The organism is Spiribacter halobius (assembly GCF_020883455.1).
GTDB lineage: Bacteria > Pseudomonadota > Gammaproteobacteria > Nitrococcales > Nitrococcaceae > Sediminicurvatus > Sediminicurvatus halobius.
Genome location: NZ_CP086615.1, coordinates 1,606,725 through 1,632,875, shown reverse-complemented (window position 1 = coordinate 1,632,875; position 26,151 = coordinate 1,606,725). Strand labels below are relative to the sequence as shown.

The window sequence follows — 26,151 nt, the reverse complement described above, 5'->3', positions numbered from 1 at the left end:
CTCAGCCCGGGAGGTCCCATCGATGAGCATGGCGCGCCACCTGCACACTGCCCACGCCGACCTCGAGGATGCCCTCGGCCTGCTGGAACGCGAGCTGCTGCGCTTCCGCGAGGCGGGCGAGGCGGATCTGGATACAGTGGGCGAAACCCTGTACTTCCTCATCCATCACGGCGAGCTGCCCCGATATGCGCGGGAGCGGCTGGTCTATCACCGCCTGAGCGACGCCCAGCCGCCCCTGCGGCGGCTGATCAGCGCCGTCGAACGGCGCCAGTCGGCACTCCGCGAGGAAGCCCAGCGTCTGATGGAGACTGTCGAGGACATGGCCGAGGACGTGCTGGTGCCCAAGGCCGAGTTCGATGCCCGGGCGGAGCGCTTCCTGCGCCGCCAGCGCCATCAGCTCGCAATCCGCCGGCGGCGCCTGCTGCCACTCGCCGAACGACTGCTGGCGGAGGCAGACTGGCAGGCGATCGAGTCCGAGCTCAGCACACACCAGGTCAACCGTGGCGGCTCCGACGCGCCGCGGCCGCCGCTCGGCCACGCCTGACCCGACGGCGGCAAACTCCGTCGATTCAGGGGCCTTTGTCGCCTATCCGCGATGCCGGAGGCTGCGGGCGCAGGGGGGCGGGTTACCTGCTTTCCGTGGCATCGATGCGCCCGCCGCCGGCGTCCAGGGCATGGTCGGCGGCGCCCCGGGCGCGCTCGATCAGGCTCCAGACGCCGTCCCCGTGGCGGAACTCGGCGAGCCCCACGGATACCGACAGCTTGAACGTCGGCGGCAGGCTCGCGAATCGGCAGCCCTCCACGCGCTCGCGCAGCCGCTCCGCAAACACGCTGGCCTCGGCAAGGGGCGTGTCCGGCAAAACCACCAGGAACTCCTCGCCACCGTAGCGGCCAAGCCCGTCGATGCTGCGCATGGCGCCCTGCAGGCGCTCGGCGACGCGCTTGAGCACCTCGTCGCCCACCGGATGACCGTACTGGCGGTTGATCCGCTTGAAGCGGTCCAGGTCGAGCATGATGACCGACAGCGGCTGCTCCAGCCGCGCCGCGCGAGCCACCTCGTATTCCAGGAATTCGATGATGCGGCTGCGATTGCTCACTGCGGTCAGCGGATCCAGCACGCGCAGATCGTGCGCCTGCTCCCGCGCCTGCTGCAGGGCGATATGCCGGTCCCGCAGCTTGCGCCGCAGACCGCCCACATAGCCCGCGAAAAAGCCTCCGCAGGGGACCAGCGTCGCCATGGCGGCGAGCTGCAGCAGCTCCACGTCCATGTTCACCGCCCAGGGGCGCGTCTGCCACACGGCGGCGATGGCGGCGGCGTAGCAGACCAGCGCGAACAGTCCGAGCGCCATGAACTGCCACTGCCGCAGCCGCAGCACGCCGAACATCAGCAGCACCAGGTACAGCAGCAGCAGCGCGCCACGGGCGCTGTCGACCTGATACATGGTGAGCGCCATGAGCAGGCAGGTGCAGAACATCTGCACACCCGTGAGGCTCGGGTCCCGCAGGCGCTCGTTGCGGCCGCTGCGCAGCACGGTGTAGATGACCCCGTTCACCGCCAGGATCGCAGCGGTGGTGATCTGCCAGCCAACCAGGGTCATGAAGCCGAGCACCACGTACAGTCCCATCAGGCCGATGGCAACGCCGTAGACCAGCGCCGCCAGCAGGAAGCGACGCAGGCGCAGGGACTGATTGGGATCGTGCAGCGGAACGACGAGCTCCAGCGGCGAGGTCATGGCGGGGTCTCCCGGTAGGCGGGCGTCAGCGCTCGTCCTCCGCTTCCATGTCGGCGAGCTGGATATTGAGCGCCGTGACCGAGATCCATATCTCGCGCACGGACAGGGCAAGTGAGAGCATCATCAGCACCAGGCTTGCGCCGAACAGCCAGCGCGCCGGCGCCTCCAGCCCGGCGAATAGCAGGAACATGCTGCCCACGCAGAGCAGCAGGCTCCCTGCGCCCGCCGCCTGCATCCCCTGGATCAGGCGCACCCGGCGCCGCAGATTGTCGATCTGCCGCCGCAGGCTGGCGTGATGGGTGTTGCGGTATTCCGCCTGCAGGTCGCGGATCAGGGACGCGAGAGCCAGGAAGCGATTGGTATAGGCAAGGAGCAGCAGCGAGACCGCCGGAAACAGCAGTGAGGGGGTGGCGAGAGTCAGCCCCATGCCCTGCCCCGCCGCGAGCGGCCGCGCCGTCCGTCGGGGGTCACTGGGCGCCCGCGCTGCCGCCGCCAGCCCCAGGCCCGCCGCCCTGCATCTGCTCACGCAGCGCCTCACGGGTGGCTTCGAACTCCTCGATGAGGTCGCGCACGTCCGGGTTCTCCGCCTCCATGGCAGTGACCAGATCCTCCCGGAAGTCCTCCTGGGCCCGGCGGATATTCTCGTCATCCAGCGCAGTGCGCCGCGCCTCCAGGAGCTCCTGGCGCGTCTGCTGGTACTCCCGGGCAAGCTCCTGCTGCTCGGACTGGCTAAGGTCGCCGCTGCGCAGCTGAGTGGCGAGATCCTGCAGCTCGCGAATGTCCTGCTCGGGGTTGACCCCTTCGTCGCGCATCCGCGTCATCACCTCGTTCTGCAGCGACGTCTGGCGCTCCTGCAGCTCCGGGTTGTTCTCCATGGCCGCGGTGCGGATCTCCGCAAGCTGGCGCTGCAGGTCCTGCAATTCCTGCTGCAGGGCGGCCGCCTCGCCGCCGCCCTGGCCGCCGCCGTTGCCCTCCATGCTCTGCGCGAAGGCCGGCGCCGCCAGAAGCGACAGCGTCGTGGCCAGGGCGATGGTGGTAAAGCCGCGGGTGATCATGCGCATCATGGGGCAACCTCTCGCCGATGGCGGACTGCGTCGGTAAAGACCGGTGACGGTAGCAGGTTCGCGCCGGTGGGTGTCAACGCGCAGCGCTCACAGCCAGCGCCGGGCGAACCACCCCACCGCCTCGGCGAGATGCTCCAGGCGGTGCCGTTCCTGCCAGCGCCGCGGATGGACCTCGATACTCTCGCGCAGATCCGCGCGGAAGCTCTCCTCGAGCCGGGCACACAGGGCCGGGTCCGAGGAGATCAGATTGAGCTCGTAGTTGTCGCGGAAGCTGCGGTAGTCGAGATTCGCCGTGCCGACCATGCTCCACTCGCCGTCCGCGACCACCGTCTTGGCATGCAGAAGGCGGGGTCGGTACTCGAACAGCCGCACGCCGCCCCCGAGCAGCCGCGCGTAGGCCGCATGGGAGGCCCAGCGCACGAGCCGGATGTCGTTCTTGCCCGGTACCAGGATGCGCACGTCGACGCCGCGACCCGCGGCCTCCACCAGCCGGCGCTGCATGGCGTGGTCGGGAACGAAGTAGGGGGTGGTCAGCCAGACCTGGCGGCGCGCCGTCTCCAGGATATCGTCGATGAAATAGCGCAGGCGCCGGCGGGCATAGGCGTTGTGGTTGCCGGCGAGGACATCCGTCGCCGGCAGGCGCAGGGGCTGGTGCCGCCGCCAGCGGCGGTACCAGAAAAGGTCGAACTGCTCCGCGGCATCACGCGCCAGCGCCCCCGCGAAGCGCACGTGGGTATCGCGCCAGCGGCGCTCCCCCACCGCCCGCCGCGAGCTCTCGGCATGAATGTTGAAACCGCCGAGGTAGGCGGCCTGCCCGTCCACCACCAGGAGCTTGCGGTGGTCCCGGCGGTTGTAGCGCAGCGGATTCCGCCACTGCCAGCGGTGGAACCGGCGTACCCGCACGCCCGTTCGCCGCAGCTCGTCCTCCAGCGCCCGGGGGAAGCAGCCAAGCGAGCCAAACGCATCCACCAGCAGGCGCACGCGCACGCCGGCCTCCGCGCGCTCGGCCAGGGCCCGGGCGAAACGGCGGCCGACCGCGTCGTCGCAGTAGATGTAGGTCTCGAGGCAGACCTCACGGCGCGCCGCGCCGATCTCGGCCAGCATGCGACCGTAGAGCTCGTCGCCCTCGGTGAACACCTCCTTGGGAAACGCCGCGGTGACCGCCGAGCGCCGGCGGTCACCGTGCAGGCCGGAGACGTCGCCGCCGCTCATTCGCGGGATCCGGACAGGCGCTCCGCCAGCTGCTCCTGGTAGCCCGCCACCGTCCGCAGCGGACGACCGCTGTGGCGCTCCACGGACAGGCGCAGCACGAGCAGCCGCTGGCGGGCCGCCGCGGCCTCGGGCCCCTGCGGCTCGTGGACGTGGGCGAGGAGATCCTCGAGGCGCCGGATCTCCTGCTGTTCGGCTAGCTCCGGCGGCAGGCAGTTGGCGTTCTTCAGGACGCGGTAGGCCGCTCGCAGGTGCTCGGGTACCCCACTGTCGTCGTCCAGCGCCAGCGGCCTGCCCTGCCCGGGGAGATCATCCAGCTCGCCCCTTTCCAGGGACTCCTGAATCCGCCTTTCGGCCAGCTCGAGCAAGGGGTTCATGGGGCACCTCCGCGCTCGCGGCACTCCAGCATAGCGCAGGCCGCGCCGGTATCGGAATGCCGCGGGGGCTCAGAACAGGCCCAGCTGATCGCCTGCCGCCGGCGGCGGCTGGAAGGCGTCGCAGCGCGGCTGTGGCAGGCTCTCGGCGAGGCCGTGGCGGCGCCGGGCCACATTGAAGCGCTGGGCAATCAGCGTCGCCAGCTCGCCGCTGCCACGCATGCGGCTGCCGAACTCGGCGCGGTAGGTGCGCCCGCCGTGCAGCTGGCTGACGAGACTCAGGACGTGGGCGGCGCGCTGCGGGTAGTGGGTTTCCAGCCACTCCTCGAACAGCGGCGCCACCTCGTGGGGCAGCCGCAGGATGACGTAGCTCGCCGCCGCTGCGCCCGCCTCGGCGCCGGCTTCGAGGACACACTCGATCTCATGGTCGTTGAGAGCGGGGATCACCGGCGCCATGAGCACGCTGGTGGGCACGCCGGCGGCGGCCAGGCGACGGATCATCGCCAGGCGGCGGCGGCCGCCAGCGGCGCGGGGCTCCAGGCGCCGGTTAAGCTCATCGTCCAGGGTCGTGACGCTGACGTCCGCCGTCACCAGCCCCTGCTCGGCGAGCGCTGCCAGCAGGTCGAGATCGCGCTCGATGAGCACGGACTTGCTGATCACGCGCACCGGGTGGCGGAACGCGAGCAGCACCTCGAGGATGCGCCGGGTGAGCCGCAGCCGCTTCTCCACCGGCTGCCAGGCATCGGTGTTGACACCCAGCGCGATGGGCGCCGGCCGGTAGCCCTCGGCCCGCAGCTCCCGCGCCAGCTGCTCCGGCGCATCCGGCTTCTGGAACAGCCGCGTCTCGAAGTCGAGCCCCGGCGAGAGGTCCAGATAGCTGTGGCTCGGCCGGGCATAGCAGTAGATGCAGCCGTGCTCGCAGCCCCGGTAGGGATTCAGCGAGCGGTCGAAGCCGATATCCGGCGAGCGGTTGTAGGTGATGACCCGGCGCGAGCGATCCTCAGCCACCGTGGTCCGCGGCGAGGACTCGGGCACCTCGCCGGCGGGGTCGGACCAGTCGCTGTCCAGGGGCTCGTGCCGCTGACGGGCGAAACGCCCCTCGCGGTTGCTCACGGCGCCACGGCCGCGCTGCGGCCGGGGCGGCAGCGGCGCACGCCCCTCGCTCACGCCCTGCCCTCAGGGCCCGGAGGCCGCCAGCGCCGCGCCCACACCGACGAAGGTCCCGCCCAGGCCGCGCCGCAGCATGCGCTGGCCCCGCGGGCTGCGCAGGGCGAGCCGCAGCGGCTCGGCGCAGATCGCCACCAGCATGTGGTTGAGGAAGCAGAGAACGGCATAGGTAAGCGACAGGATGCTGCCCTGCAGCCACACCGCCGCGCTGCTGTCCAGGAACGGCGGCAGCAGGGCCACCAGAATGATCATCGCCTTGGGGTTGGTCACCGCGACCAGCAACCCCTCCCGAAACAGACGTCCGGGACGCGCCGCGCCGGCGGTCACCCGGCACTCCATCTCGCCGGCGCCACGCCGCCAGATGCGCACGCCGAGGTAGACGAGGTAGGCTGCGCCCAGGAGCTTCAGCGCGGTGAAGGCGCTCGCCGAGGCCGCGATCAGCCCCCCGAGGCCGAGGGTCACGGCGGCACCGAGCACCAGCAGCCCGAGCGCGTTGCCGAGCGCGGACCAGAGCGTCGCCCGCGGCGAGAAGCGCAGGCTGTTGCTGAGCGCAAGCACCACCGCCGGCCCGGGCGACATCGCCGGGACCAGGCTCACCGCCAGGAACAGGAACCAGCTCTCCAGACTCACCGCGCGCCCTCAACGCATCCCACGCCGTCGTCCGATGATACCGGAGTGCCGGGGGCTTGCGGAGGCCCGACGGCGCTGGCCGGCGCTTACTAATCGTTTCGGAAGTATTGTCAGGTCTCAGAGCCCCGGAGCGGGCCGGCGGCAAGGCACGGGAGCGCCGGCGTGGTGATTCCACGTCAAGCGAGCGCAACGCCGACGCCGGCCCGCTCCGGGGCTCCCGCAGGGCGAGGCTGTGCGCCGCGGCGGACTGCGTTGCTCGCCGCTTATGTAGCCCGGCTACACTGCGCGGCTCGCGCCTTGCCGCCGCGGCGCACAGGCCCGCTGAGACCTGACAACACTTCCGAAACGATTAGTACCTACTCCGCGTCGGGACCGAGAATCGCCGCCCGCAGGGCGGCCTCGTCGGTGAGCAGCGTCGCCACCCTGCTTATGCTCTCGTCGATGGCGGCCGCCAGGGCGTCCGGGCCGCCGAAGCGCTCCAGGGTTTCCGGTGGCACGAACTTGATCAGCAGCGCGGAGGTTCCCGGCGGGATGGCCGCGAGATGCACAGTGTGCACGCCATGCTCGCGCAGCAGCGTCATCGCCAGCGCCGCCGTCGCCTCCACCGGCACGACGCGGGTGGCCGCAAGCCCGGCACGCTCGAGTGCCAGCTCCAGGATATCCTCGCCCCGCAACAGCGCGATGATCGGGGTCTCGGAGACGCGCGCGCCAAGCCGTCCGCGCAGCGCCGTGGCAACGCCCTTCGTCGCGGCCACCAGCTCCCGCACCCGGGCCGGCCGGTACTGTGCCAGGGAAGCCACGACGGCCGGATACAGCATCGGCCGGGCCTCCAGGCCGAAGCCGAAGGCGAAGGCGCGGATCCGCGCCACCAGGTCGCGCTCGCCCACCATCAGGCCGAGCCGCGGGCCCACGGTCCCGTACTTGTCGAGCCCGGTGGACGCCACGTCGACGCCGTATTCCAGTGATCGCGACTGCTCGAACAGCGCGGGGCCGACGCGGGCGCCGCCGGCGTCATCCAGGAGTACCCGCGCGCCATGGCGGTGCGCCAGGGTGACGATCTCCCGCAGCTCCTCCTCGGGCAGGATTTCGTAGCTCACCGCCAGGCGGGTCAGAACCACCAGGGACACGCCGTCCGCCTCGCGCAGCGCCCGGCGCAGCCCCTCGCTGCCGACCACGTCCAGGTAGCGCGCACCGACCTGACCGGCACCGCGGGCGATGCACGGATGGCTGTAGGTCGGCGAGACGCCGATGATGGTATCGCCACGCTCCGCCAGGCAGAGCATGGCCGCCATCAGCGCCGCGGTCTGGCGGTTGAACAGCATGACGTCATGGCGCCCGGGGTCGCCGCCCAGGTGCTCGCAGGCGAGCACGGCGAGGCGCTGCGCATGCCGGGCCGGCGCCAGCTCGTCGTCCAGCACCTCGTCCGCGCCCGCGTGGAAGCCGCGCTCGAGACCGGTGAAGTTGAAAACCCCGGCACCCGCGGCCAGGCGGCGCTCGATCAGCGTCCAGGCATGGCGCAGCTTGGTGAGGTCGTCCTCGGTGCTGCGGAGAATCCGGCCCCGAGCATAGGGCAGACCCGCCGCCAGCGGGTTACCGAAGGAATCCGTGTCCATCGTCACGCCCTCCCCGGGCGGTGGCTGAGGCGTTCACTCGTGGAGGATGCGGGAGAGGAAGTACTGTGCGCGGTCCGTTTCCGGGCGCTTGAAGAAGCGATCGGTCTCCTGGACCTCGACGATCTCGCCCTGGTCCATGAACACCACGCGCTGGGCCACCTTGCTGGCAAAGCCCATCTCATGGGTGACCACGATCATGGTCATGCCCTCCTGCGCGAGCTGCACCATCACGTCCAGCACCTCCGAGATCATCTCCGGATCCAGCGCCGAGGTAGGCTCGTCGAAGAGCATGGCGACCGGGTCCATGGCCAGCGCACGGGCGATTGCCACCCGCTGCTTCTGACCGCCGGACAGCGCCGCGGGGTACTTCTCCGCCTGGTCAGCCAACCCGACCCGCTCCAGCAGCTGCTCGCCCTTCTCGCGGGCTTCTTCCGCGCTGCGGTTCAGCACCTTGATCTGGCCGAGCGTGACGTTCTCGATGACGGTCTTGTGCGGAAACAGCTCGAAGTGCTGGAACACCATGCCGATCTTCGCCCGCACCTTGGGCAGGTTGGTGCGCCGGGTGGTCACCTCGATGCCGTTGACCACGATGCGCCCCTCGTCCACCGGCTCGAGGGCGTTGACGCACTTGATCAGCGTGCTCTTGCCGGAGCCCGAGGGCCCGCAGACGACGACCACCTCGCCCTGCTCCACATTCAGCGAGCAGTCCTTGAGGGCCTGAAAGTCACCGAACCACTTGCTGACGTGCTCGATCTCGATCATGAAACCGTCTTCTTCTGCAGGCGCTTGACGAACATGGAGCCCGAAAAGCAGATGACGAAATAGACGAGGGCCGCGAAGGTGTACATCTCCACCAGGCGCCCCTCGCGGCTCGCGACCACACTGGCGGAGGTCATGAAATCACGCAGCGCGACGACGTACACCAGCGAGGTGTCCTGAAAGAGAATGATGGCCTGGGTCACCAGCACCGGGATCATGTTCCGGAACGCCTGCGGCAGGATGATGTACTGCATGTTCTGCCGATAGGTCAGGCCGATGGCCTGCCCGGCGTAGTACTGCTCGCGGGATACGGAGTTGAACCCGGCTCGCATGATCTCGGCGTAGTAGGCGGCCTCGAACAGCGCGAAGGCGATCAGCGCGCTTTGGAACTGCCCCACGGACTCGCCGGTGACCAGCGGCACCAGGAAGTAGAACCAGAAGATGACCAGGATCAGCGGGATCGAGCGGAAGACGTTGACGTAGACCGCGCTGAACCAGCGGATCGGTGCCGGTCCCCAGACGCGCATGATGGCGAGCACCGTGCCCCAGGCGAACCCGATGCACAGGGCCAGCGCCGTAAGCAGCAGGCTGAGCTGCATCCCGCGCCACAGGAAGGGCAGCGAGTCGATGATGACCTGATAGTCGAAGTCCGCCATGGCCTACCGGGCACCCGCGCCGAAACCCGGCACCTTCGTGTAGCGCTCGATGATGCGCATGATGAATACCACCAGCATCGTGATGACGAGATAGATCACCGTCGCCGCGGTGAACGCCTCGAAGCCCTGGAAGGTGTAGTTCTCGATCTGGCGGGCCTGGGCGGTGAGCTCCAGCACGCCGATGGTCAGCGCCAGCGCGGAGTTCTTGAAGATCGTCAGGAACTCCGAGGTGAGCGGCGGAATGATGATGCGGTAGCTGATCGGCAGCCGGATGTAGAGATAGTTCTGCAGCGGCGTCAACCCGATGGCGAGCCCGGCGTAGACCAGATCGCGCCCGAGGGACTCGATCCCGGAGCGCACCTGCTCGGCCACCCGCGCGGCGGTGTAGAGGCCGAGGCAGATCACCGCCGTGGTGTACTCGGGATTGGGCATGTCGCGCTTCATCCACATGCCCAGCTCATGAGGCACCAGCTCGGGCACGACGAAGTACCAGAGGAAGAGCTGCACCAGCAGCGGAATGCCGCGGAAGAGCTCGACGTAGGCGGTACCGAAGCCGCGGGCGAGGCGGCTCGGCGTGGTGCGGAGAATGCCGATGGCCGAGCCGACCACGAAGGCGATGATCCAGGCCGCGCTCGCCACCGCCAGGGTCCAGCCGGTGCCCGAGATGAGCCAGCCGAAGTATGGCTCCTGGAAGAGGATGCCCCAGTTCCAGCTGTAGTTCATGGTGCTTGCACGCCCTCGCTAGGAAACGCGCCGGGACCCGTGCCGGGCCCCGGCGCCGTTTCGGTGGAACCGGGCCTTATTCCGGCACCGCCTGGACCTTGAAGGCGTAATCCAGCATGTCGGACAGCGGCACGCCCATGGGCGGGAACCACTTGTCGTAGATGTCGTAGATCTCGCCGCTGCGGAAGAGCTCCGCGAGCTCCATGTTCACCACGCGCCGGAACTCGCTGTCGTTCTTCGGCACCATGATGGCGTAGGGCTCGAAAGACAGCATGTCCCCGACGATGTGGTAATCGTCCGGATTGCGCGCCTTCTCGATCAGTCCGGCGAGCAGGATGTCGTCGGTGGAGTAGGCATCCACGCGGTCCGTCTGCAGGGCAAGGAAGCCCTCATCATGGTCCGCCACCGAGAGCACCTCCACGTCCTCGATATCGCGCTCCTCGATCGCCTCCTTGACCACCCGCTCGTTGGTGGTGCCCTGGGCAAGCGCGATGACGTTGCCGGAGAGGTCCTCGACGTTCTCGATGCCGCTGTCCTTCTTGGTCAGCAGCCGGGTGCCGGTGATGTAGGTGGTGTAGGCGTAGTCCACCTGCTGCTGGCGGGTGAAGTTGTTGGTGGTCGAGCCGCACTCCATGTCGGTGGTGCCGTTCGCCATCAGCGGAATCCGCGTCTGCGGATTGATCGCCACCCAGTTGATCTCGAGCTCGTCGACGCCGATCACTTCCTCGATGCGATCCACCACGTTGAGGCAGATATCGATGGTGTAGCCGATGGGCTCGTCGCCCTCCTCGCCGATGTAGGCGAACGGCACCGAGGCCTCGCGGTGGCCGATGTTGATGGTGCCGCGGTCCTTGATGCGCTGCAGGGTCTCCTGGAACTCCTGGGCGACGGCCGGGCTGCCGATGCCGCAGGCGATGACGAGGCCAGCGATGCCGGCTACGAGGTGCTGTGTTCTCATTTCTGCCAACCCTCCGTCTTGGGTGATGCGGGTTCGCTCGCGGCGGCCCGGCCGTTCCCCCGGACACCGCCGATCGCGGACCCTCTCTAGCAGGCTAGTACCCGCCCCGGGCACTGCCAATGCCGAGTTCTGGAGGGGCGATAAAGAAACGGCATCGGGCGGGGGACGCTACCGGCAGCGGACCCCGGATGCGCGCCAGCCCGGATAGCTCACCGATCCGCGGTTGCGAGCAAGTATCTGGCGGGCGGGCCGGCATCTCCACGCGTTCGCTTTGCGAATCGGTGAGCTATCCGGGCTGGCCGGGTGGTGGGTTACCGTGCCTGCGTGCGAGCCGCCGCCAGAGCTCCGGCAGCGCCGGGTTGACGTGCTCGGGCAGCCGCAGCGCGCTCACCTCCAGGGCCGGCGCCGGCAGCCGGGGCGCGAGCGAGTCGAGCGCCCCGCGGGCCAGCTCCTGGGCCACCAGCGAGCTTGGCAGCCAGGCCACCCCGAGGCCGGCAAGGCACATCGCCTTGAGCCCCGCGGCGAACGCCGACTCGCAGACGATCTCCGGCTCCAGCTGCCCCGTCAGGGCCGGCAGGCAGTGCCGGCGCACGACCCGCCCGAGGAAGCTCTCGGCGGGATAGGCGAGCAGCGGCATGCGGTCGGCACCGATGGCGGCGCTCCCCTCCCCCTGCGCCACCACCGGCAGCAGATACTCCACCGACAAGGGGGCGCGCTCGAGCGTCGCCATGGCGCCCTCGCTGACCGCCGCCACCGACTCGGCCTCATAGCCGATCATCAGATCGGCATCGCCGCGCTCGAGCTGGCGCACACACTCCTCCGAGTTGCCCGTGCGCACCAGGAAGGCGGTCTCCGGCTGCCAGCCCTGGAACCGATGCAGCCACACTGGCAGGTGCGTCACCATCAGCGTGTGCGGGGTGGTCACCGTCAGCCGGCGCTCGTCGAGAGTATCGGCGCGCATTCGGGTACGCAGCTCGTGGGTGCGGCCCACCAGCGTGCGCATCTCTCGCTCGAAGCGCCGGGCGGTGGCGGTGGGCGTGAAGCGGTGGGCACTGCGGTCCACGAGCGCCACGCCGAGCCAGTCCTCGAGCATGCGGATGCGGCGCGAGAATGCCGGCTGCGTGACGTTGCGGCGCTGCGCCGCCGCGGAGAAGGTGCCGCAGTCGAGGAGTGCGAGGAAATCCTCCAGCCAGGCGAGTTTCATGCTCCAGGCTCCATGGCGATGCGAGGGCTGCGGCCAGCCCGCATGATGCGTCATGCCCTTTCTTTATGGAACGAACATATCCCGCATTGGCCGCGACCCACCCCGACGCAGTAGCTTCGGCCTGACGACCCGGCCCGCGCCAGCGCCGGGGGAAGCCCGGGAGGAGTCCGCCATGCATCTGGCCCGCTATCCACGTGTTCGTCTCGCCCATCTGCCCACCCCCCTCGAGCCCATGCCGCGGCTGTCCGCCCACCTTGGCGGCCCGCAGCTGTGGGTGAAGCGCGACGACTGCACCGGCCTCAGCACCGGCGGCAACAAGACGCGCAAGCTCGAGTTCCTGATGGCCGACGCCCGCCGCCACGAGGCGGACATGGTCATCACCCAGGGGGCGACCCAGTCCAATCACGCCCGCCAGACCGCCGCGGCCGCCGCCCGCCTGGGACTCGACTGCCACATCCTGCTGGAGAACCGCACCGGGCGCGCGGACCGGGACTACCAGGACAACGGCAACGTGCTGCTCGACCGGCTGCACGGCGCCAGCATCGAGCGCCATGAGGGCGGTACCGACATGGTGGCCGCCCTGTCCCGGGCCGCGGAGCGCTTCCGCACCGAGGGCCGGCGCCCCTACATCATCCCCGGCGGCGGCTCCAACGAGATCGGCGCTCTGGGCTACGTCAACGCCGCCCTGGAGCTCCTCGGTCAGGCCAATGATCAGGGGTTGCGGATCGATCACGTGGTCCACGCCACCGGCAGCGCCGGTACCCAGGCGGGCCTGGTCACCGGCCTGGCCGGTGCCCGCACCCGCATCCCGGTGCTCGGCATCGGCGTGCGCGCCCCGCGCAAGCAGCAGGAGGAGAACGTCCTCGCCCTGGCCGAGCGCACCGCCGAGCACCTGGAAATCCCGGGGGCCGTAACCGCCGCCGACGTACGCGCCAACTGCGACTACGTCGGCGGCGGCTACGGCGTGCCCACGGCCGGCATGCAGGAGGCCGTATCGCTGGCCGCCCGGCTGGAGGGGCTGCTGCTGGATCCGGTGTACTCGGGCAAGGGGATGGCGGGGCTCATCGACCTCATCCGGCGCGGGCACTTCGGCGACGGCGAGAACGTGGTGTTCCTGCATACCGGCGGCAGCGCCGCTCTGTTCGGCTATGCCGTCAATCTGCTGGATGCGGAGTCCGGCGGGTAAGCACAACGCCCGTGAATCCCACGCTCGAGCGCCGGATCGCCCAGCCGCACAGCCGCCGCGCCGACGTCCCCCGCCGGCGCTACCTCTCCCGCGTGATCTGCCTGGAGCGGGACCCCGCGGGCGCTGCGCCGCCCGGAACCGCCGCCGTGAGGCCCTGGCGACCCGACCCGGACGCCTACCTTGGCCTGTACCGCCGGGTGGGGGATCCGTGGCTCTGGCACGGGCGCCTGCAGCAGGGCACCGGCGCTCTCGCCCGCGATCTGGCCGACCCGGGCCATCGGCTCTGGGCCGCCCGCGCAGGCGGCCGCCTGGTGGGCTTCTGCGAGCTGCTGCTGCGCGCTCCGCTCGATGCCGAGATCCTGCACTGTGGGCTGACGCCGGAGCAGGGAGGCCGGGGCCTTGGCTGCGCGCTGCTTGGCGCGGCGCTGCACGCCGCTGCCAGCGCCGGCGTCCGGCGCGTCTGGCTGCACACCTGCAGCGAAGACCACCCCGGCGCCCTCGCCTTCTACCGCCGGCGGGGCTTCCGGCCGTTCGCCTGCCGCCTGGAATGGGTCACCGACCCGCGCCACCTGGGCCTGCTGCCGGCGACCGCGGGCAGCCGCGTCAGTCTCCCCTGGGGCTAGTCGCCCCAGGCCACCTCCAGCGCGGCGCTGGCCTGGTAATGATGGCGCGTCGAGTCTCCCGCTGGTGGATCACGCCGCTCCACGCCGCCGTCCAGCTTGAGCGCGATCCGCGGCCGGCGGCCCGGCAGGGCCGGCAGCGTCCAGTCCAGTCCACCGGTCAGCCCGCCGACGCGCGGCGCGCTCCGGTCCTGCCGCTCCCGGGCATGCAGCCGTAGATGGCCTCGCAGGCGTCGCGGCAGAACCGTCAGCTCCGCCGTCAGTGCGCCGTGCCAGTACCGCAGCGTGGGCGCCCCGACGGCGGGTCGCCGGGACACCCGCTCCACGGCTGGCCGCAGCGTGAGGCCACCGGCCAGCGGCAGCGCCAGCCGAAGCCGCGTGCGCTCTCTGCCGGGCGGTGCCGCCTTCCCGGCGGCGCCGCTCCGATACTCGCGCCGATGCCACAGCCCCCACTGCCAGCCACCGCGACCAAACACCGCCTCGGCGGTCGCGGTGACCGGCACCGCCGCCGAGTCGGCGACAAGGGTGCGCCGCAGGTCCAGACGGTAGCGCGGTGCCGGGAACAGCCAGTCCGCGAACGGCAGTCGGCTCGGCGATGCGCCCCGGTAGTGCAGCGAGAGGTCCAGCAACCGGCGCGAGGCCTCGGTACCCGCGAGCCCGTCCGCCTGCAGCTCGCGCGCGAGCCGCGCCTGCAGCCGGCCCCAGTCGAGCTCCCCCACCACGCGGCGGACGCGCACGCCGGCGCGCGGCCTCGTACCGAAGCCGCGAAAGGCGGATTCGGCCATGCTCTGTTCCAGGGCGACGCTCCAGCGCGGCGCGGCGACGGCGGCGCCAGCCTCGTGCCGCCAGGCGAGGCGCAGGTCCCCCGCCTCGCCGGTGGCAGCCTCCCCGGGCTCTTCGCCGGACCGCGCATCGTGCTGGCTGAGCGCGTACTCGGCGTGCAGGCTAAGGCGGCGCTCCAGGGCCTCGACCGCCAGCGCCCCCGCCCACACACCGGTGACCCCGCCGGTCTGCCCGGGACCGGCCGGCATGCCCCCGCGCTGGGTGTAGGCCGCTTCGAGGGCCAGGCGGCCGAGCGCCCCGTCGCGGGCGCCCTGCAGCGCGAGGCCGCGCGTGCGCTCGCCGTCCTCGTGAACCCGCAGGCCCGCAGCCGCCTCGGGTGCCGCCGCGGGCATCCCGGAGAGCTTCGAGCGCAGGGGCGCCGGCGCCGCGTCGGGCACAGCCCCGCCGGCCAGCGCCGGCAGTGTCAGCTCCGCCGCCGGTCGGCCGGCCGGGCGCTCTGCCACCGCCGGCGCCGAATGGCCGTCCGGCAACCTGCCGTGCTCCGCGTCGGCGAGCGAGGCCGGTCCGGCACAGCCGGCCAGCAGCCAACCGGCGAGCAGCGCCGGTGCTCCCGTCCAGCGGCGTGTCCCCAGTGCCCCTTGCATCACCCCCAATATCGCCACCCACCCCACGCCGTGGCTGGCGCGCGGCAGGCGACGTGCACTCCCGCAACGGCCCCCAATGCCGGCATCGTCCCGCGGCAGCGGCCATCAGGACCGTGGACCCGCGCACGAAAAGCGAAGCCGCCCCCGGTTCGCGCCGCGCCTCGGCGAACTCCGGACGGCCCTCAGGCGCGCAGGTGACGCGAGAGCCGGTGCTCCAGCAGGCGGAAACCGCCAAGGATCAGGAACGCCAGGACCACGTAGAGCACACCGGCGGCGAGGAAGAGCTCCAGCGGGGTATAGGTGCGGGCGATGATGGTGCGGGCCACGCCGGTGAGGTCCATCAGGGTGATGGTGCTGGCGAGCGCGCTGCCCTTGAGCATCAGGATGACCTCGTTGCTGTAGGCCGGCAGCGCGATACGGAACGCCCGCGGCAGCAGGATCCGCCGCCAGACGGTGCCCGGGCGCATGCCGAGGGCGCGCGCCGCCTCCACCTCCCCGCCCGGCACCGCCTGCAGCGCCCCGCGCAGGATCTCCGCGGTGTAGGCCGACGTATTCAGCGTGAAGGCGATGATGGCGCACCAGTACGCCTCCCGCAGGTACGGCCAGAGCAGCGACTCCCGCACCGCCTCGAACTGCCCCAGCCCGTAGTAGACCAGATAGATCTGCACCAGCAGCGGCGTGCCGCGGAAGAAGTAGATGTGCAGCCAGGGCAGCACCCGCAGCCAGAGCCGGTGCGACACCCGCGCCATCGCCATGGGAACGGCGAGCATCAACCCCAGCACCCCCGAGACGAAGACCAGCTCCAGGGTCAGCCACGCCCCTTCCAGCAGGCGCGGCAGGCTGTCGATCATGACCTGCCAGTTCATCCCTGCAGCGTCCTCATGCCGTGGGCGGTGCGACGCTCCAGCAGATGGATGCCGGCGGTGGCGAGCGCGGTGAGGCCGAGGTAGATGAACGCCGCTGCCAGGTAGAAGGTGAAGGGCTGCTTGCTGTAGCCGACGGCGATGGCGGTCTCGCGCATCAGGTCCTGGAGCCCGATCACGGAGACCAACGCGGTGTCCTTGAGCAGGGCGAGGAAGATGTTGCCGGTGGCAGGCAGCGCCACCCGCCAGACCTGCGGCAGCACGATGCGCCGGAAGATCACCCGCCGGCCGAGGCCGAGGGCCTGCCCGGCCTCGATGTGGCCGCGGGGGATGGTGGCGAGCGCCCCGCGGAAGACCTCCGTCATATAGGCGCCGTAGTTGAAGGCGAGCGCCACCACGCCGGCGGCGAACGGCGACAGCTCCACGTAGCCGTCGTGCCCCAGGGCCCCCGCCGCGGCGTTGAGCACCCGCGCGGCTCCGAAATAGACCAGCAGGATCACCAGCAACTCCGGCAACCCGCGCACGGTGCCGGTATAGAACGTGCCGAGCCAGCGCAGCGGCGCCACCGGCGACGCCTTGGCGCCGGCGCCGAGCAGGCCCAGCACAATGGCACAGGCCATGGCGGCGAGCGCCAGCTGGACGGTCACCCAGGTGCCCGAAGCGAGCTGTGTGCCGAATCCCTGAAGATCCATGGAATGGGACCGCCGGCGCCCGGCTCAGCCCGGGCGCCGGCGGCGGCCGTCAGTAGATGTCGAAGGGGAAGTACTTGGCGTTGATTTCCTGATAGGTGCCGTCCTCACGCAGGGCCTCGATGGCCTCGCTAAAGCGGCGCGCCAGCGCCTCGTCACCCTTGCGCACGGCCACGGCGATCTTGTCGTCGTCGTAGACCGGATCGCCCTTGAACTCGTAATCCGAGCCGGCCTCGCTCTCGAGCCATTCATAGCTCACGTAGACGTCTGCGAGCACGGCGTCCAGGCGCCCGCTCTCGAGGTCGAGATAGGCGTTCTCCTGGGTGTCGTAGAGCCGGATGCTGACGTCTTCGGTGTTGTCCTCGAGCCACTGCGCAGCGATGGTGGCCCGCTGGGCGCCGATGGTGAGCCCGGCGAGCTCGTCGGGGCTGAAGTCGCTCGACTTTGGCGCGATGAACTGCAGCTTGTTGGAGTAGTACGGCTCGCTGAAGCTCACTGCCTGCTGGCGCTCCTCGGTGATGGACATCGAGGCGATGATGGCGTCGTAGCGCCCGGCGATCAGGCCCGGGATGATGCCGTCCCAGTCCTGGGTCACCAGCTCGCATTCCACGCCCATCTCCTCGCAGAGCGCGCGGGCCAGGTCGACGTCGAAGCCCTTCACCTCGCCGGAGGCGTCGATGAAGTTAAAGGGCGGATAGGCGCCCTCGGTGGCGATGCGCAGGGTGTCCTGGGCGGCCAGCGGCGTCGCCGCGAGGCCCAGAAGCAGCCCAAGGAGCAGCTTTCTCATCATTGTCGGTCTCCTCGCCGTCAGTGCCGGCACCCCGCCGGCGTGGGTGTGGTGAAGCCGTTACTCAGCCCGTGGCGGCGGACACGGCCAGGTGGTTCGCGAGGAATGCCCGGCAGCGCTCGGAGCGCGGCGCGCCGAATACCGCCTCCGGCGGCCCCTGCTCCTCGATGCGGCCCTCATGCAGGAACACCACCTGGCTCGCCACCTCCTGGGCGAAGCGCATCTCGTGGGTGACGATCAGCATCGTCCGCCCCTCCTCGGCCAGCTGGCGGATCACGCCCAGCACCTCGCCCACGAGCTCCGGGTCCAGCGCGGAGGTGGGCTCGTCGAAGAGGATCACCTTCGGGTGCATGGCGAGCGTCCGGGCGATGGCCGCACGCTGCTGCTGGCCACCGGAGAGGAACGCCGGGTAGCTGTCGCGCTTGTCCGCGAGCCCAACCTTCTCCAGCAGCGCCTCGGCCTCCGCCACCGCCTCGCGCCGGCTGCGCCCGAGCACCTGCATCGGCGCCTCGATGACATTCTGCAGAATGCTCATGTGCGGCCAGAGGTTGAAGTTCTGGAACACGAACCCGACCCCGGCGCGCAAGCGGGTGATCTGTCGGGAATCGGCCGCGACCAGTGTGCCTTCCCGCGAGCGGCGCAGGGCGAGCTCCTCGCCGTCGAAGAGGATCCGGCCCTCGTTCGGCGGCTCCAGCAGATTGATACAGCGCAGCAGGGTACTCTTGCCGGAGCCGCTCGCACCGATCAGGGCGATGACGTCCCCGCGCATCGCAGTGAGGTCGATGCCGCGCAACACCTCGAGCTCGCCGAAGCGTTTGTGGATGTTGTGCAGCTCCAGCGCCGCCGTGCTCATGCGCCGATGATCCCCGTCCGCCCGCTCCACGGAACCGGCAGATTAGCAGCGCCGGCCGGCCTTGCCTAACGCAGGTCCACGACCACCGGATCGTGGTCCGACGCTCGCCAGACCCCGTCGCCCCGATCGGCGAGGAACGGCGGCTCGTCCGCATTGACATGCCAGATGCCGACCCGCGCCACGCGCCCGGCGAGCCCGTGACTCGCCAGCGCGTGGTCCAGATACCCGGCCGCGCCCCGGTAGACGTAGGTGTAGCGGCGCGGGGCCGGCACTTCGCGGGCGACCAGGTCCACCAGTCCGGCCGCGCGCAGCGGGGCCAGCGCGCGCTCCGCCGGATAGGCGTTGAGGTCCCCCAGCAGCAGCACCGGCGCCGGACCGTCCGCCGCCAGGGCATCGGCGAGGGCGTCGGCCTGTGCCCGGCGCCGCTGCGCCCAGCAGCCCTCGCCCCGGTCCACGTCGCCCGCCTGCGGACAGCCGCCACGGGATTTGAAGTGTGCCGCGGCGACGCGCAGCCGCTGGCCGTCCGGGTCACGGAAATCGGCGATCACCGGAGGCCGGTCGTGGACCCGCGCAGCATCCAGACGAACGGACTCGAGCGTGAGGCGCGCCGGCCGGTAGAGCAGCGCGCTGCGGATGACGCCACGGCGGTCCATGGCCGCCGCGGCGGCGGCGTAGCGCCGGGCCTCGTCCCGGCCCGCATTGACCAGGCGCAGCAGGTCCCGCACCACCGCGGGGCGGTTCTCGATCTCGTGCAGGGCGAGGACGTCGGCGTCGAGGGCCTCGAGGCTGGCCGCGAGCCGCCGGCGCTGGCGCTCGAAACCCGACGGGGTGTCGGGCCCGCGGCCGGCGCGGTCGAGGAAGTAGTTGCGCAGGTTGAAGTTCACCGCCCGCAGCGCGCCCGGCTCGCGCACCGGCGCCAGGCGGCGCGGATTGTCATCGCGGAAGCGTACCGGCTGCACCGGGTGCAGCCGCCAGGCGCCGAAGGCCCGGGTCAGCACACCGACGGCCGACTCGACCCGGCTGCCGAGGCGGCGGGTCCCCTCGGCATCGAGGTGGGGGATCGGCTCGGGGCCGCGCCGGTAGCTGCCGTCGTCCAGGATCACGCCGGCCGGCTCGCCCCCCGCCGTGCCGTTGGCCGGGTGCATGCGCCGCTGCGGACTGGCAAGGGCCAGGCTGCCGTAACGGGCCAGGTCCCAGGCATCGGTGACCACGAGCGCGCCCTCGAGGCGCACCAGCCGGTCACTGTGGCCGGCCAGCTCGCCTGCGGCGGCCGGCAGGCGCAGAGGCGCGGGCTCCAGGCTGGCGGTGCCGCAGCGCTGCAGTGCCTCGGCCGACTCCAGCTGGATGCGCCCGCGGTAGCGCCCGGTACGCGCCCGGATGCGCCAGCGCTCGGCGCTGCGGGGAGCGGCGTCGGCGTCCACCTCCGGCGCGTAGACGAACACCCCGGCCCGGGGCTCGGTGGCAGACTCCACGTAGAACCCGTCGAGCCCGTCGCCACCCGGGAAGCTGCCGGTGACCGTCGCCTCCACCGTCACCATCCGCCCTGGGGGCAGCGGCGCCTCACCCGCGCCCCGCACCGCGGCGAGCGGGGTCGCGGGCTCGCCGCAATCCGCCGCCGCCACGGCCGGAAGCAGCGCCAGCACTAGCCCGCATCCGCCGAAGCGCCGTGTCACTCGCCTGCCCTCCCTGGTTCCGCAGCGCATGCGGCCGGGATTATGGCATGGTACGCCGCACCATCCCGCGGCAGGGCGACGCCATGGAGATCTTCGGCCATCCGGATTTCGACGGCCACGAGCAGGTGGTCTTCGGCAGCGATACGGCGGCGGGGCTGCGCGCCATCATCGCCATCCATAACACCCACCGCGGGCCGGCGATGGGCGGCTGCCGGGTGTTCCCCTATGCCGGCGAGGCGGCTGCGCTGCGGGACGTCCTCCGCCTCTCCCGGGGCATGACCTACAAATCCGCCCTCGCCGAGCTGCCGGTGGGAGGCGGCAAGGCCGTGGTCATGGCGAACCCGGGACGGGACAAGACCCCCGCTCTGCTGGCGGCGCTGGGGCGGCTGATCGACAGCCTCGGCGGGCGCTACGTCACCGCCGAAGACTCCGGCACCACGGTCGCCGACCTGCGCACCGTGGCGCAGGAAACACCCCATGTCACAGGTATCCGGGAACGGCGCGGTCTCGATGGGGGCATTGCCAGCGGCGATCCGTCCCCGGCCACCGCGTACGGCGTCTTCCTCGGACTGCAGGTGGCCGTGGCGCACCGTCTGGGGCGCGGCCTGGAAGGGCTCACGGTGAGCGTCCAGGGCCTCGGCGCCGTGGGCTGGCGCCTCGCCGAGCAGCTTCGCGCCGCCGGTGCCAGGCTGCAGGTAAGCGACATCGATGGCGAGCGCGTCGCGCGGGCCGTGCGCGAGCTCGACGCCCGCCCGGTGGCCCCGGAGGACATCGCCACCGAGCCGGCCGACGTCCTCGCCCCCTGCGCCCTCGGGGGCGTGCTGAACGCGTCCACCGTGGCAGCCCTCAGGGTGGCCGTGGTGGCCGGCGCGGCGAACAACCAGCTGGACAGCCCGGCGGAGGACGAAGCCCTGCGCCGGCGCGGCATCCTCTACGCACCGGACTACGCCATCAACGCCGGCGGCATCATCGACGTCGCCTTCGAGCATCTGGGGGACTACGACGCGGCGAGTGTGCGCCGGCACATCGAGCGGATTCCCCGCACGCTGGACATCATCTTCCGGCGTGCCGACGCGGAAGGGCTGCCGACGGGCACCGTCGCGGACCGGCTGGCCGAGGAGCGCTTCCGCGCCGGCGCGCGGTGAGTGGCGAACCCGCGATGGCACGAGAGCTCTACGTCTCCACCGACATCGAGGCCGACGGCCCGGCCCCGGGGCTCCACAGCATGCTGTCCTTCGGCTCGGCGGTGTACGATCGCGACAAGACCCTCATCGATACCTTCAGCGCGAACCTGCGCTGCCTTCCAGGGGCCGCCGCCCATCCCGACACCGCCGCCTGGTGGCAGACCCAGGGCGAGGCGTGGATCGCCTGCCGGCAGGATCCGGAGGCACCGGAGCAGGCCATGCCCCGCTATCGGGACTGGCTGCGCAGGCTGCCCGGCCGCCCGGTCTTCGTCGGCTACCCGGCGTCCTTCGATTTCATGTTCATCGCCTGGTACCTGCTGCGCTTCACCGGCGAGAACCCGTTCGGCTTCAGCGCCATCGACATCAAGACCTACGCCATGGCGGTGCTCGGCCGCGAGTACCGGCGCACCGTCAAGCACACCCTGCCCCGCGACTGGTTCGATGACCTGCCCCACACCCACGTCGCGCTGGACGATGCCATCGAGCAGGGGGCGCTCTTCTGCAACGTGCTCCGGGCCGCGACGCGGCCCGGAGCACGTTGAGTTCAAAGTTACACGTTCAAAGTTCAAAGTATCCCTCCGCGAGGGCACGGCTTTTTCACCCTTTGAACTTTGAACTTCGCACTTTGAACTCGCGCCGGACGTGCGCCGCGTCGGCATCAGCCGACGCGGCGCACGTCGCGCACATTGCGCAGCCCCGCGATGCGCTCCATCACCCGGCTCAGCTGGCCGACGTCGGCGACGTTGAGGGTGAGGGTCATGCGGGCCTGCTGGTCGTCCGGGTCGGTGCGGGTGTTCACCGCGGTGACGTTGATGTGCTCGTTGCTGAGCAGGGCGGAGATGTCCTTGATCAGGCCCTGGCGGTCATAGGCCTCCACCAGCACGTCCACCGGGTAGTGCCGCTCGGTGCGACGGCTCCAGCTGACCTCGATGAGCCGCTCCGGAGCTTTCTCCTCCAGCCGCTGGACGTTGGCGCAGTCGCGCCGGTGGATGCTGACCCCCTCGCCGCGGGTGATGAAGCCGACGATGTCGTCCCCCGGTGCCGGCTGGCAGCAGCGGGCCATGCGCGTGAGCAGGTTGCCGACGCCGTAGACGGTGACGTCGTCCTCACCACCCCGCTCCTCGCCGGCACCGCGCCGGCGGGTGAGCATGTCCTCGGCGGACTCCTGCGCAGGCAGCAGTTGGTCGCTCAGCAGGCCGGCGATCTGGCCACCGGTGACGTCGCCCCGGCCGATGGCGGCCAGGAATTCCTCCAGGCGCGGGAAGCGTGAGCGCGCCGCGAGGCGCTCCAGGTTGACCTCCGCGAGCCCCAGGCGGTGCAGCTCCCGCTCCAGGATCGCACGCCCCTCGGCGACGTTCTTGTCGTGGTCCTGCTGCCGGAACCAGGCACGAACCTTGGCCCGGGCCCGCGGGGTGACGAGGTAACCCAGCCCCGGATTGAGCCAGTCGCGGCTCGGATGGCCGATGCGGGCGGTGAGGATCTCCACCTGATCGCCGTTCTGCAGCGGCTGGGTGAGCGGCACGATGCGCCCGTTGATCTTGGCGCCGCGGCAGCGGTGGCCGACCTCGCTGTGCACGTGATACGCGAAGTCCAGCGGCGTCGCGCCCCGCGGGAGGTCGACGACGTCACCCTGCGGGGTGATGACGTAGACCCGGTCCTCGAACACCTCGGCCTTGAAGCGGTCGAGGATGTCCTCCTCCGCGTTCTCGTCCGTGCCGGCCTCCAGCAGGCGCCGCAGCCAGGCGACCTTGGCGTCGAAGGCCGGGTCCTGGCCGCGGCCTTCCTTGTAGCGCCAGTGCGCGGCGATGCCGAGCTCCGCCTGCTGGTGCATCTCGCGGGTGCGGATCTGCACCTCGACGGTACGCCCCGACGGCCCCACCACCGCCGTGTGCAGCGAGCGGTAGTGGTTCTCCTTGGGGCTGGCGATGTAGTCGTCGAACTCACGGGGGATCGGCTGCCAGAGGCTGTGCACCACACCCAGGGCGGCGTAGCACTGGGGCACGGTGTCCACCAGCACGCGAAACGCCCGGATATCGAAAAGCTCGTGAAATCCCAGGCCCTTGCGCTGCATCTTTCGCCAGATGCTGTAGATATGCTTGGGCCGCCCCGTGACCTCGGCCTCGATCCCGGCCTCCCTCAGCGCGCTCTCTAGCCGCTCCTGCATCTCGGCGATGTAGCGCTCGCGGTCCACGCGCTTCTCGGCCAGCAGACGGGCGATGCGCTTGTACGTGACGGGGTCGAGAAAGCGGAAGCAGAGATCCTCCATCTCCCACTTCAGCTGCCAGATGCCGAGCCGGTTCGCCAGCGGCGCATAGAGATCCATGGTCTCCCGCGCCATGCGCTGCTGGACTTCCGGCGGGCGGTGCTTGAGCACACGCATGTCGTGGAGGCGCTCGGCGAGCACCAGGAACACCACGCGGATATCCCGCGCCATGGCGAGCAGCATCTTGCGCAGCGCCTCGGCGCGCTCGCCGCTTTCGCCGCCGGCAGGTCGGGCATGCAGCTCGCTCACCACGCCCATCCGCGCACAGCCGTCCACCAGCACCGACACGTCCTCGCCGAACTCGCGGGCGAGCTGTTCGCTATCCGGGCCCTCGTGCCAGGGCAGATCGTGCAGCAGGCCGGCGATCAGCGTGTCCGTGTCGAGGCGCAGTGCCGCCAGCACGCTGGCGACGGACAGGGCATGGCCGAAGCAGGTATCCCCTGCCTCACGGCGGGTGTCGCCGTAGACACGCTCCGCCGTCTCCCAGGCACGGGCCAGACGCGCGCGCTCCTCGGGCTCCAGCTTCAGGGGCAGGCGGGCGGTCCAGGCATCGAAGTCGAGCTGCTGCTCGCTGACGTCCTCGAGCTCGCCGGTCACATGTACCATCGCGCGTCCATTTCACGACCCGGAATCCGCGCGGATTCTACTAGGCTTTGCCGGGTTCGTGAGTCGTCCGGAGTTGCAAGTGGCAAGCCACGAGTTGCAAGTGGCAAGTTGCAAGTGACAAGCCGGAAGGGGAGTGGCCTGTGGCAGCGATCTGAGCCGGAGCCCCGGCCGCCTCTCGCTTGCAACTTGAAACTTGCCACTTGCAACTCACCGCCCTTGCACATCCATACAGCACTGTATAAATTAACAGTCACTGGCCCATCGCCGTTGCGATGGCCTGCGGAGGAAACATGCAGGAACTGACAGCCCGACAGCAGGAGATTCTCGAGCTCATCCGGCGCTTCCTGCGCGAGACCGGCTATCCGCCGACCCGCAGCGAGATCGCCCGCGAGCTCGGTTTCCGCTCCTCCAACGCGGCCGAGCAGCATCTGCGCGCCCTTGCCCGCAAGGGCGTGATCAGTCTGCAGCGCGGCGCCTCCCGCGGCATCCGCCTGCTGCTGGACCCCCCCGCAGAGCCAGCCGCGGAGGGGGTGAGCGGCCTGCCCGTGATCGGCCGCGTCGCCGCCGGCAGCCCGCTGCTCGCCGAAGCCCATGTGGACCACTACTGCCAGGTCACCGCCTCGATGTTCTCGCCTCCGGCCGACTACCTGCTGAAGGTGCGCGGCCAGAGCATGCAGGACGCGGGGATTCTCGACGGTGACCTGCTCGCGGTGCACCGCACCCACGAGGCCAGGGAAGGCCAGATCGTCGTCGCCCGGCTGCAGGACGAGGTCACGGTCAAGCGCTTCTCGCGTGAGGGCCATCTCGTCCGCCTGCTGCCGGAGAACGCCGACTTCCGGCCCATCGAGGTCGACCTGCGGCAGGAACCCCTCGAGATCGAGGGCATCGGAGTGGGCGTTATCCGCTCCGGGCTGTAGGCGCACCTCCCTGACGTATCGAGGTCAGCCATGGAGAACGCCCTGGATCAGCTTCTCGCCCAGCCGGGTATCTGGCGGGCCGGTGAGCAGCGTGTCAGCACGCCCCTCTCCGGCGGTCGCCACATCCCCAGCGGCTTTCCGGAGCTCGACACTGCCCTGCCCGGCGGCGGCCTGCCCGCCGGCGCGCTCACCGAGATCCTGCACGAACGTCAGGGCATCGGCGAGCTGCGCCTGCTGATGCCGGCGCTGGCGCGCCTCTCTCGCGAGGGCCGCTGGATCGCGCTGATTGCGCCCCCCTACCTGCCCTACGCGCCAGCCCTCGCGGCCCAGGGCATCGACCTTTCCCGGCTGCTGCTGGTGCACCCCCCTGGCCACCGCGACGCCCTGTGGTCCGTGGAGCAGGCGCTGCGCGCCGGCACCTGCGCCGCCGTCCTCGCCTGGCCGCGCCGCTGCGACGACCGCAGTCTCCGCCGCCTGCAGCTCGCCGCCGAGGCGGGGGACAGCCTCGGGCTGCTGTTCCGCCCGGCCAGCGCGGCGGCCGAGAGCTCGCCCGCCGCCCTGCGCCTGCACCTGACGCCGGCCAGGGAAGGCAAGCTCGAGCTCGAGCTGATCAAGTGCCGCGGCGGCCGCCGCCAGCAGCTGACCCTGTATCCCGGGCCACTCGCCCCGACGGCGGCCCCGGATCCCGGGACATCCGCCCCGCGCACACCGGTCACGCCGCTGCCACGTCCCACAGAGACCACCGCACATCACCCGGGCGCCCGCGGCCGTTCGGCGGCGGGCCACGCTCCGGGCCTGCGCCCCCGGGCGCCGGTCATCCCCCTGCCCCGCAACGGCACACCGGAGCGCCCCGGGCAGATGGACCTCCCCCTGCCCACACCCCCACGCCCCGGCAGCCGCCCCCAGGCCACCCTGTTGCCGGCAGAAGGCGATGGCCGCCTCACCCGCCTCTGGAAACGCCTGCGTTAGGCCCTGTGGGGACGCTGGCCGAGA

At 70.9% G+C, this 26,151-nt stretch carries 27 protein-coding genes; 7 read left to right on the top strand and 20 right to left on the bottom strand.

Annotated features, from left to right (window positions below; translation table 11 throughout):
• Positions 1 to 22: 22 nt before the first annotated feature.
• A complete protein-coding gene (locus LMH63_RS07425) occupies positions 23 to 544 on the top strand; it encodes a hypothetical protein (protein WP_109679702.1) in 522 nt (173 codons plus the stop codon).
• Positions 545 to 626: 82 nt separating this feature from the next.
• On the opposite strand, the gene LMH63_RS07420 is transcribed toward LMH63_RS07425, so the two are convergent.
• The 13 genes from LMH63_RS07420 to LMH63_RS07360 all read right to left on the bottom strand — a co-directional run bounded on the left by LMH63_RS07420 (position 627) and on the right by LMH63_RS07360 (position 12,090).
• On the bottom strand, positions 627 to 1,733 hold the full coding sequence (locus LMH63_RS07420) for a GGDEF domain-containing protein (protein WP_109679703.1): 1,107 nt from the start codon (positions 1,731 to 1,733) through the stop codon (positions 627 to 629).
• A gap of 25 nt (positions 1,734 to 1,758) precedes the next feature.
• Entirely contained in the window at positions 1,759 to 2,160 is a 402-nt protein-coding gene (locus LMH63_RS07415) for a DUF2721 domain-containing protein (RefSeq protein WP_109679704.1), read from the bottom strand.
• Between the two features lie 40 nt (positions 2,161 to 2,200).
• Positions 2,201 to 2,797: a hypothetical protein gene (locus LMH63_RS07410; protein WP_109679705.1), complete on the bottom strand. Its 597-nt coding sequence runs from the start codon at positions 2,795 to 2,797 to the stop codon at positions 2,201 to 2,203.
• Positions 2,798 to 2,884: 87 nt separating this feature from the next.
• Positions 2,885 to 4,009 carry a phospholipase D-like domain-containing protein gene (locus LMH63_RS07405; RefSeq protein WP_109679706.1) on the bottom strand — a complete coding sequence of 375 codons (1,125 nt, stop codon included), beginning with the start codon at positions 4,007 to 4,009 and terminating at the stop codon, positions 2,885 to 2,887.
• On the bottom strand, positions 4,006 to 4,383 hold the full coding sequence (locus tag LMH63_RS07400; protein WP_109679707.1) for a DnaJ family domain-containing protein: 378 nt from the start codon (positions 4,381 to 4,383) through the stop codon (positions 4,006 to 4,008). The genes LMH63_RS07405 and LMH63_RS07400 overlap by 4 nt, the downstream gene beginning before the upstream one ends.
• Positions 4,384 to 4,452: 69 nt before the next feature.
• Positions 4,453 to 5,547, bottom strand: coding sequence for a PA0069 family radical SAM protein (locus tag LMH63_RS07395; protein WP_109679708.1), 1,095 nt, complete (start codon positions 5,545 to 5,547; stop codon positions 4,453 to 4,455).
• Between the two features lie 9 nt (positions 5,548 to 5,556).
• Entirely contained in the window at positions 5,557 to 6,177 is a 621-nt protein-coding gene (locus LMH63_RS07390; RefSeq protein ID WP_109679709.1) for a LysE family translocator, read from the bottom strand.
• Positions 6,178 to 6,533: 356 nt separating this feature from the next.
• The gene (locus tag LMH63_RS07385; RefSeq protein WP_109679710.1) at positions 6,534 to 7,790 is read right to left on the bottom strand and encodes an aminotransferase class I/II-fold pyridoxal phosphate-dependent enzyme; all 1,257 of its coding nucleotides are present in this window, start codon (positions 7,788 to 7,790) and stop codon (positions 6,534 to 6,536) included.
• Positions 7,791 to 7,823: 33 nt separating this feature from the next.
• Complete coding sequence (locus tag LMH63_RS07380) at positions 7,824 to 8,552, bottom strand: amino acid ABC transporter ATP-binding protein (protein ID WP_109679711.1); 729 nt, start codon at positions 8,550 to 8,552, stop codon at positions 7,824 to 7,826.
• Entirely contained in the window at positions 8,549 to 9,205 is a 657-nt protein-coding gene (locus tag LMH63_RS07375; RefSeq protein WP_109679712.1) for an amino acid ABC transporter permease, read from the bottom strand. The genes LMH63_RS07380 and LMH63_RS07375 overlap by 4 nt, the downstream gene beginning before the upstream one ends.
• A 3-nt stretch (positions 9,206 to 9,208) precedes the next feature.
• Entirely contained in the window at positions 9,209 to 9,928 is a 720-nt protein-coding gene (locus tag LMH63_RS07370) for an amino acid ABC transporter permease (protein ID WP_109679713.1), read from the bottom strand.
• A gap of 76 nt (positions 9,929 to 10,004) precedes the next feature.
• A complete protein-coding gene (locus tag LMH63_RS07365) occupies positions 10,005 to 10,886 on the bottom strand; it encodes an amino acid ABC transporter substrate-binding protein (RefSeq protein ID WP_109679714.1) in 882 nt (293 codons plus the stop codon).
• Positions 10,887 to 11,172: 286 nt separating this feature from the next.
• Positions 11,173 to 12,090, bottom strand: coding sequence for a LysR family transcriptional regulator (locus LMH63_RS07360; protein ID WP_158280448.1), 918 nt, complete (start codon positions 12,088 to 12,090; stop codon positions 11,173 to 11,175).
• A gap of 172 nt (positions 12,091 to 12,262) precedes the next feature.
• Between LMH63_RS07360 and cuyA the strand changes: the two genes are divergently transcribed.
• Together cuyA and LMH63_RS07350 are read left to right on the top strand one after the other, a co-directional pair.
• On the top strand, positions 12,263 to 13,276 hold the full coding sequence (cuyA, locus tag LMH63_RS07355; RefSeq protein WP_109679716.1) for a D-cysteate sulfo-lyase: 1,014 nt from the start codon (positions 12,263 to 12,265) through the stop codon (positions 13,274 to 13,276).
• A gap of 11 nt (positions 13,277 to 13,287) precedes the next feature.
• On the top strand, positions 13,288 to 13,899 hold the full coding sequence (locus LMH63_RS07350) for a GNAT family N-acetyltransferase (protein ID WP_109679717.1): 612 nt from the start codon (positions 13,288 to 13,290) through the stop codon (positions 13,897 to 13,899).
• Here LMH63_RS07350 and LMH63_RS07345 read toward each other — a convergent pair.
• The 6 genes from LMH63_RS07345 to LMH63_RS07320 form a co-directional block, all read right to left on the bottom strand.
• Positions 13,896 to 15,323 carry a hypothetical protein gene (locus tag LMH63_RS07345; protein WP_146205261.1) on the bottom strand — a complete coding sequence of 476 codons (1,428 nt, stop codon included), beginning with the start codon at positions 15,321 to 15,323 and terminating at the stop codon, positions 13,896 to 13,898. The two genes, LMH63_RS07350 and LMH63_RS07345, sit on opposite strands and share 4 nt — an antisense overlap.
• Before the next feature lie 182 nt (positions 15,324 to 15,505).
• Positions 15,506 to 16,189, bottom strand: coding sequence for an ABC transporter permease (locus LMH63_RS07340; RefSeq protein WP_109679719.1), 684 nt, complete (start codon positions 16,187 to 16,189; stop codon positions 15,506 to 15,508).
• Complete coding sequence (locus LMH63_RS07335; protein ID WP_109679720.1) at positions 16,186 to 16,878, bottom strand: ABC transporter permease; 693 nt, start codon at positions 16,876 to 16,878, stop codon at positions 16,186 to 16,188. The genes LMH63_RS07340 and LMH63_RS07335 overlap by 4 nt, the downstream gene beginning before the upstream one ends.
• A gap of 49 nt (positions 16,879 to 16,927) precedes the next feature.
• Positions 16,928 to 17,665, bottom strand: coding sequence for an ABC transporter substrate-binding protein (locus tag LMH63_RS07330; RefSeq protein WP_109679721.1), 738 nt, complete (start codon positions 17,663 to 17,665; stop codon positions 16,928 to 16,930).
• A gap of 61 nt (positions 17,666 to 17,726) precedes the next feature.
• Positions 17,727 to 18,515 carry an ABC transporter ATP-binding protein gene (locus tag LMH63_RS07325; protein WP_109679722.1) on the bottom strand — a complete coding sequence of 263 codons (789 nt, stop codon included), beginning with the start codon at positions 18,513 to 18,515 and terminating at the stop codon, positions 17,727 to 17,729.
• A gap of 65 nt (positions 18,516 to 18,580) precedes the next feature.
• Entirely contained in the window at positions 18,581 to 20,188 is a 1,608-nt protein-coding gene (locus tag LMH63_RS07320; RefSeq protein ID WP_158280449.1) for an ExeM/NucH family extracellular endonuclease, read from the bottom strand.
• A gap of 47 nt (positions 20,189 to 20,235) precedes the next feature.
• Between LMH63_RS07320 and LMH63_RS07315 the strand changes: the two genes are divergently transcribed.
• Positions 20,236 to 21,333 (top strand): Glu/Leu/Phe/Val family dehydrogenase, encoded by a 1,098-nt coding sequence (locus tag LMH63_RS07315; protein ID WP_229332754.1) that lies wholly within the window; start codon positions 20,236 to 20,238, stop codon positions 21,331 to 21,333.
• 14 nt (positions 21,334 to 21,347) lie between these two features.
• Entirely contained in the window at positions 21,348 to 21,914 is a 567-nt protein-coding gene (locus LMH63_RS07310; RefSeq protein WP_109679724.1) for a 3'-5' exonuclease family protein, read from the top strand.
• Positions 21,915 to 22,030: 116 nt separating this feature from the next.
• On the opposite strand, the gene relA is transcribed toward LMH63_RS07310, so the two are convergent.
• Positions 22,031 to 24,241: a GTP diphosphokinase gene (gene relA, locus LMH63_RS07305; protein WP_109679725.1), complete on the bottom strand. Its 2,211-nt coding sequence runs from the start codon at positions 24,239 to 24,241 to the stop codon at positions 22,031 to 22,033.
• Between the two features lie 290 nt (positions 24,242 to 24,531).
• On the opposite strand from relA, the gene lexA reads away from it, so the two are divergent.
• Both lexA and imuA read left to right on the top strand, forming a co-directional pair.
• A complete protein-coding gene (gene lexA, locus LMH63_RS07300) occupies positions 24,532 to 25,158 on the top strand; it encodes a transcriptional repressor LexA (protein ID WP_109679726.1) in 627 nt (208 codons plus the stop codon).
• Between the two features lie 30 nt (positions 25,159 to 25,188).
• Positions 25,189 to 26,127 (top strand): translesion DNA synthesis-associated protein ImuA, encoded by a 939-nt coding sequence (imuA, locus tag LMH63_RS07295; protein WP_109679727.1) that lies wholly within the window; start codon positions 25,189 to 25,191, stop codon positions 26,125 to 26,127.
• Positions 26,128 to 26,151 lie beyond the last annotated feature (24 nt).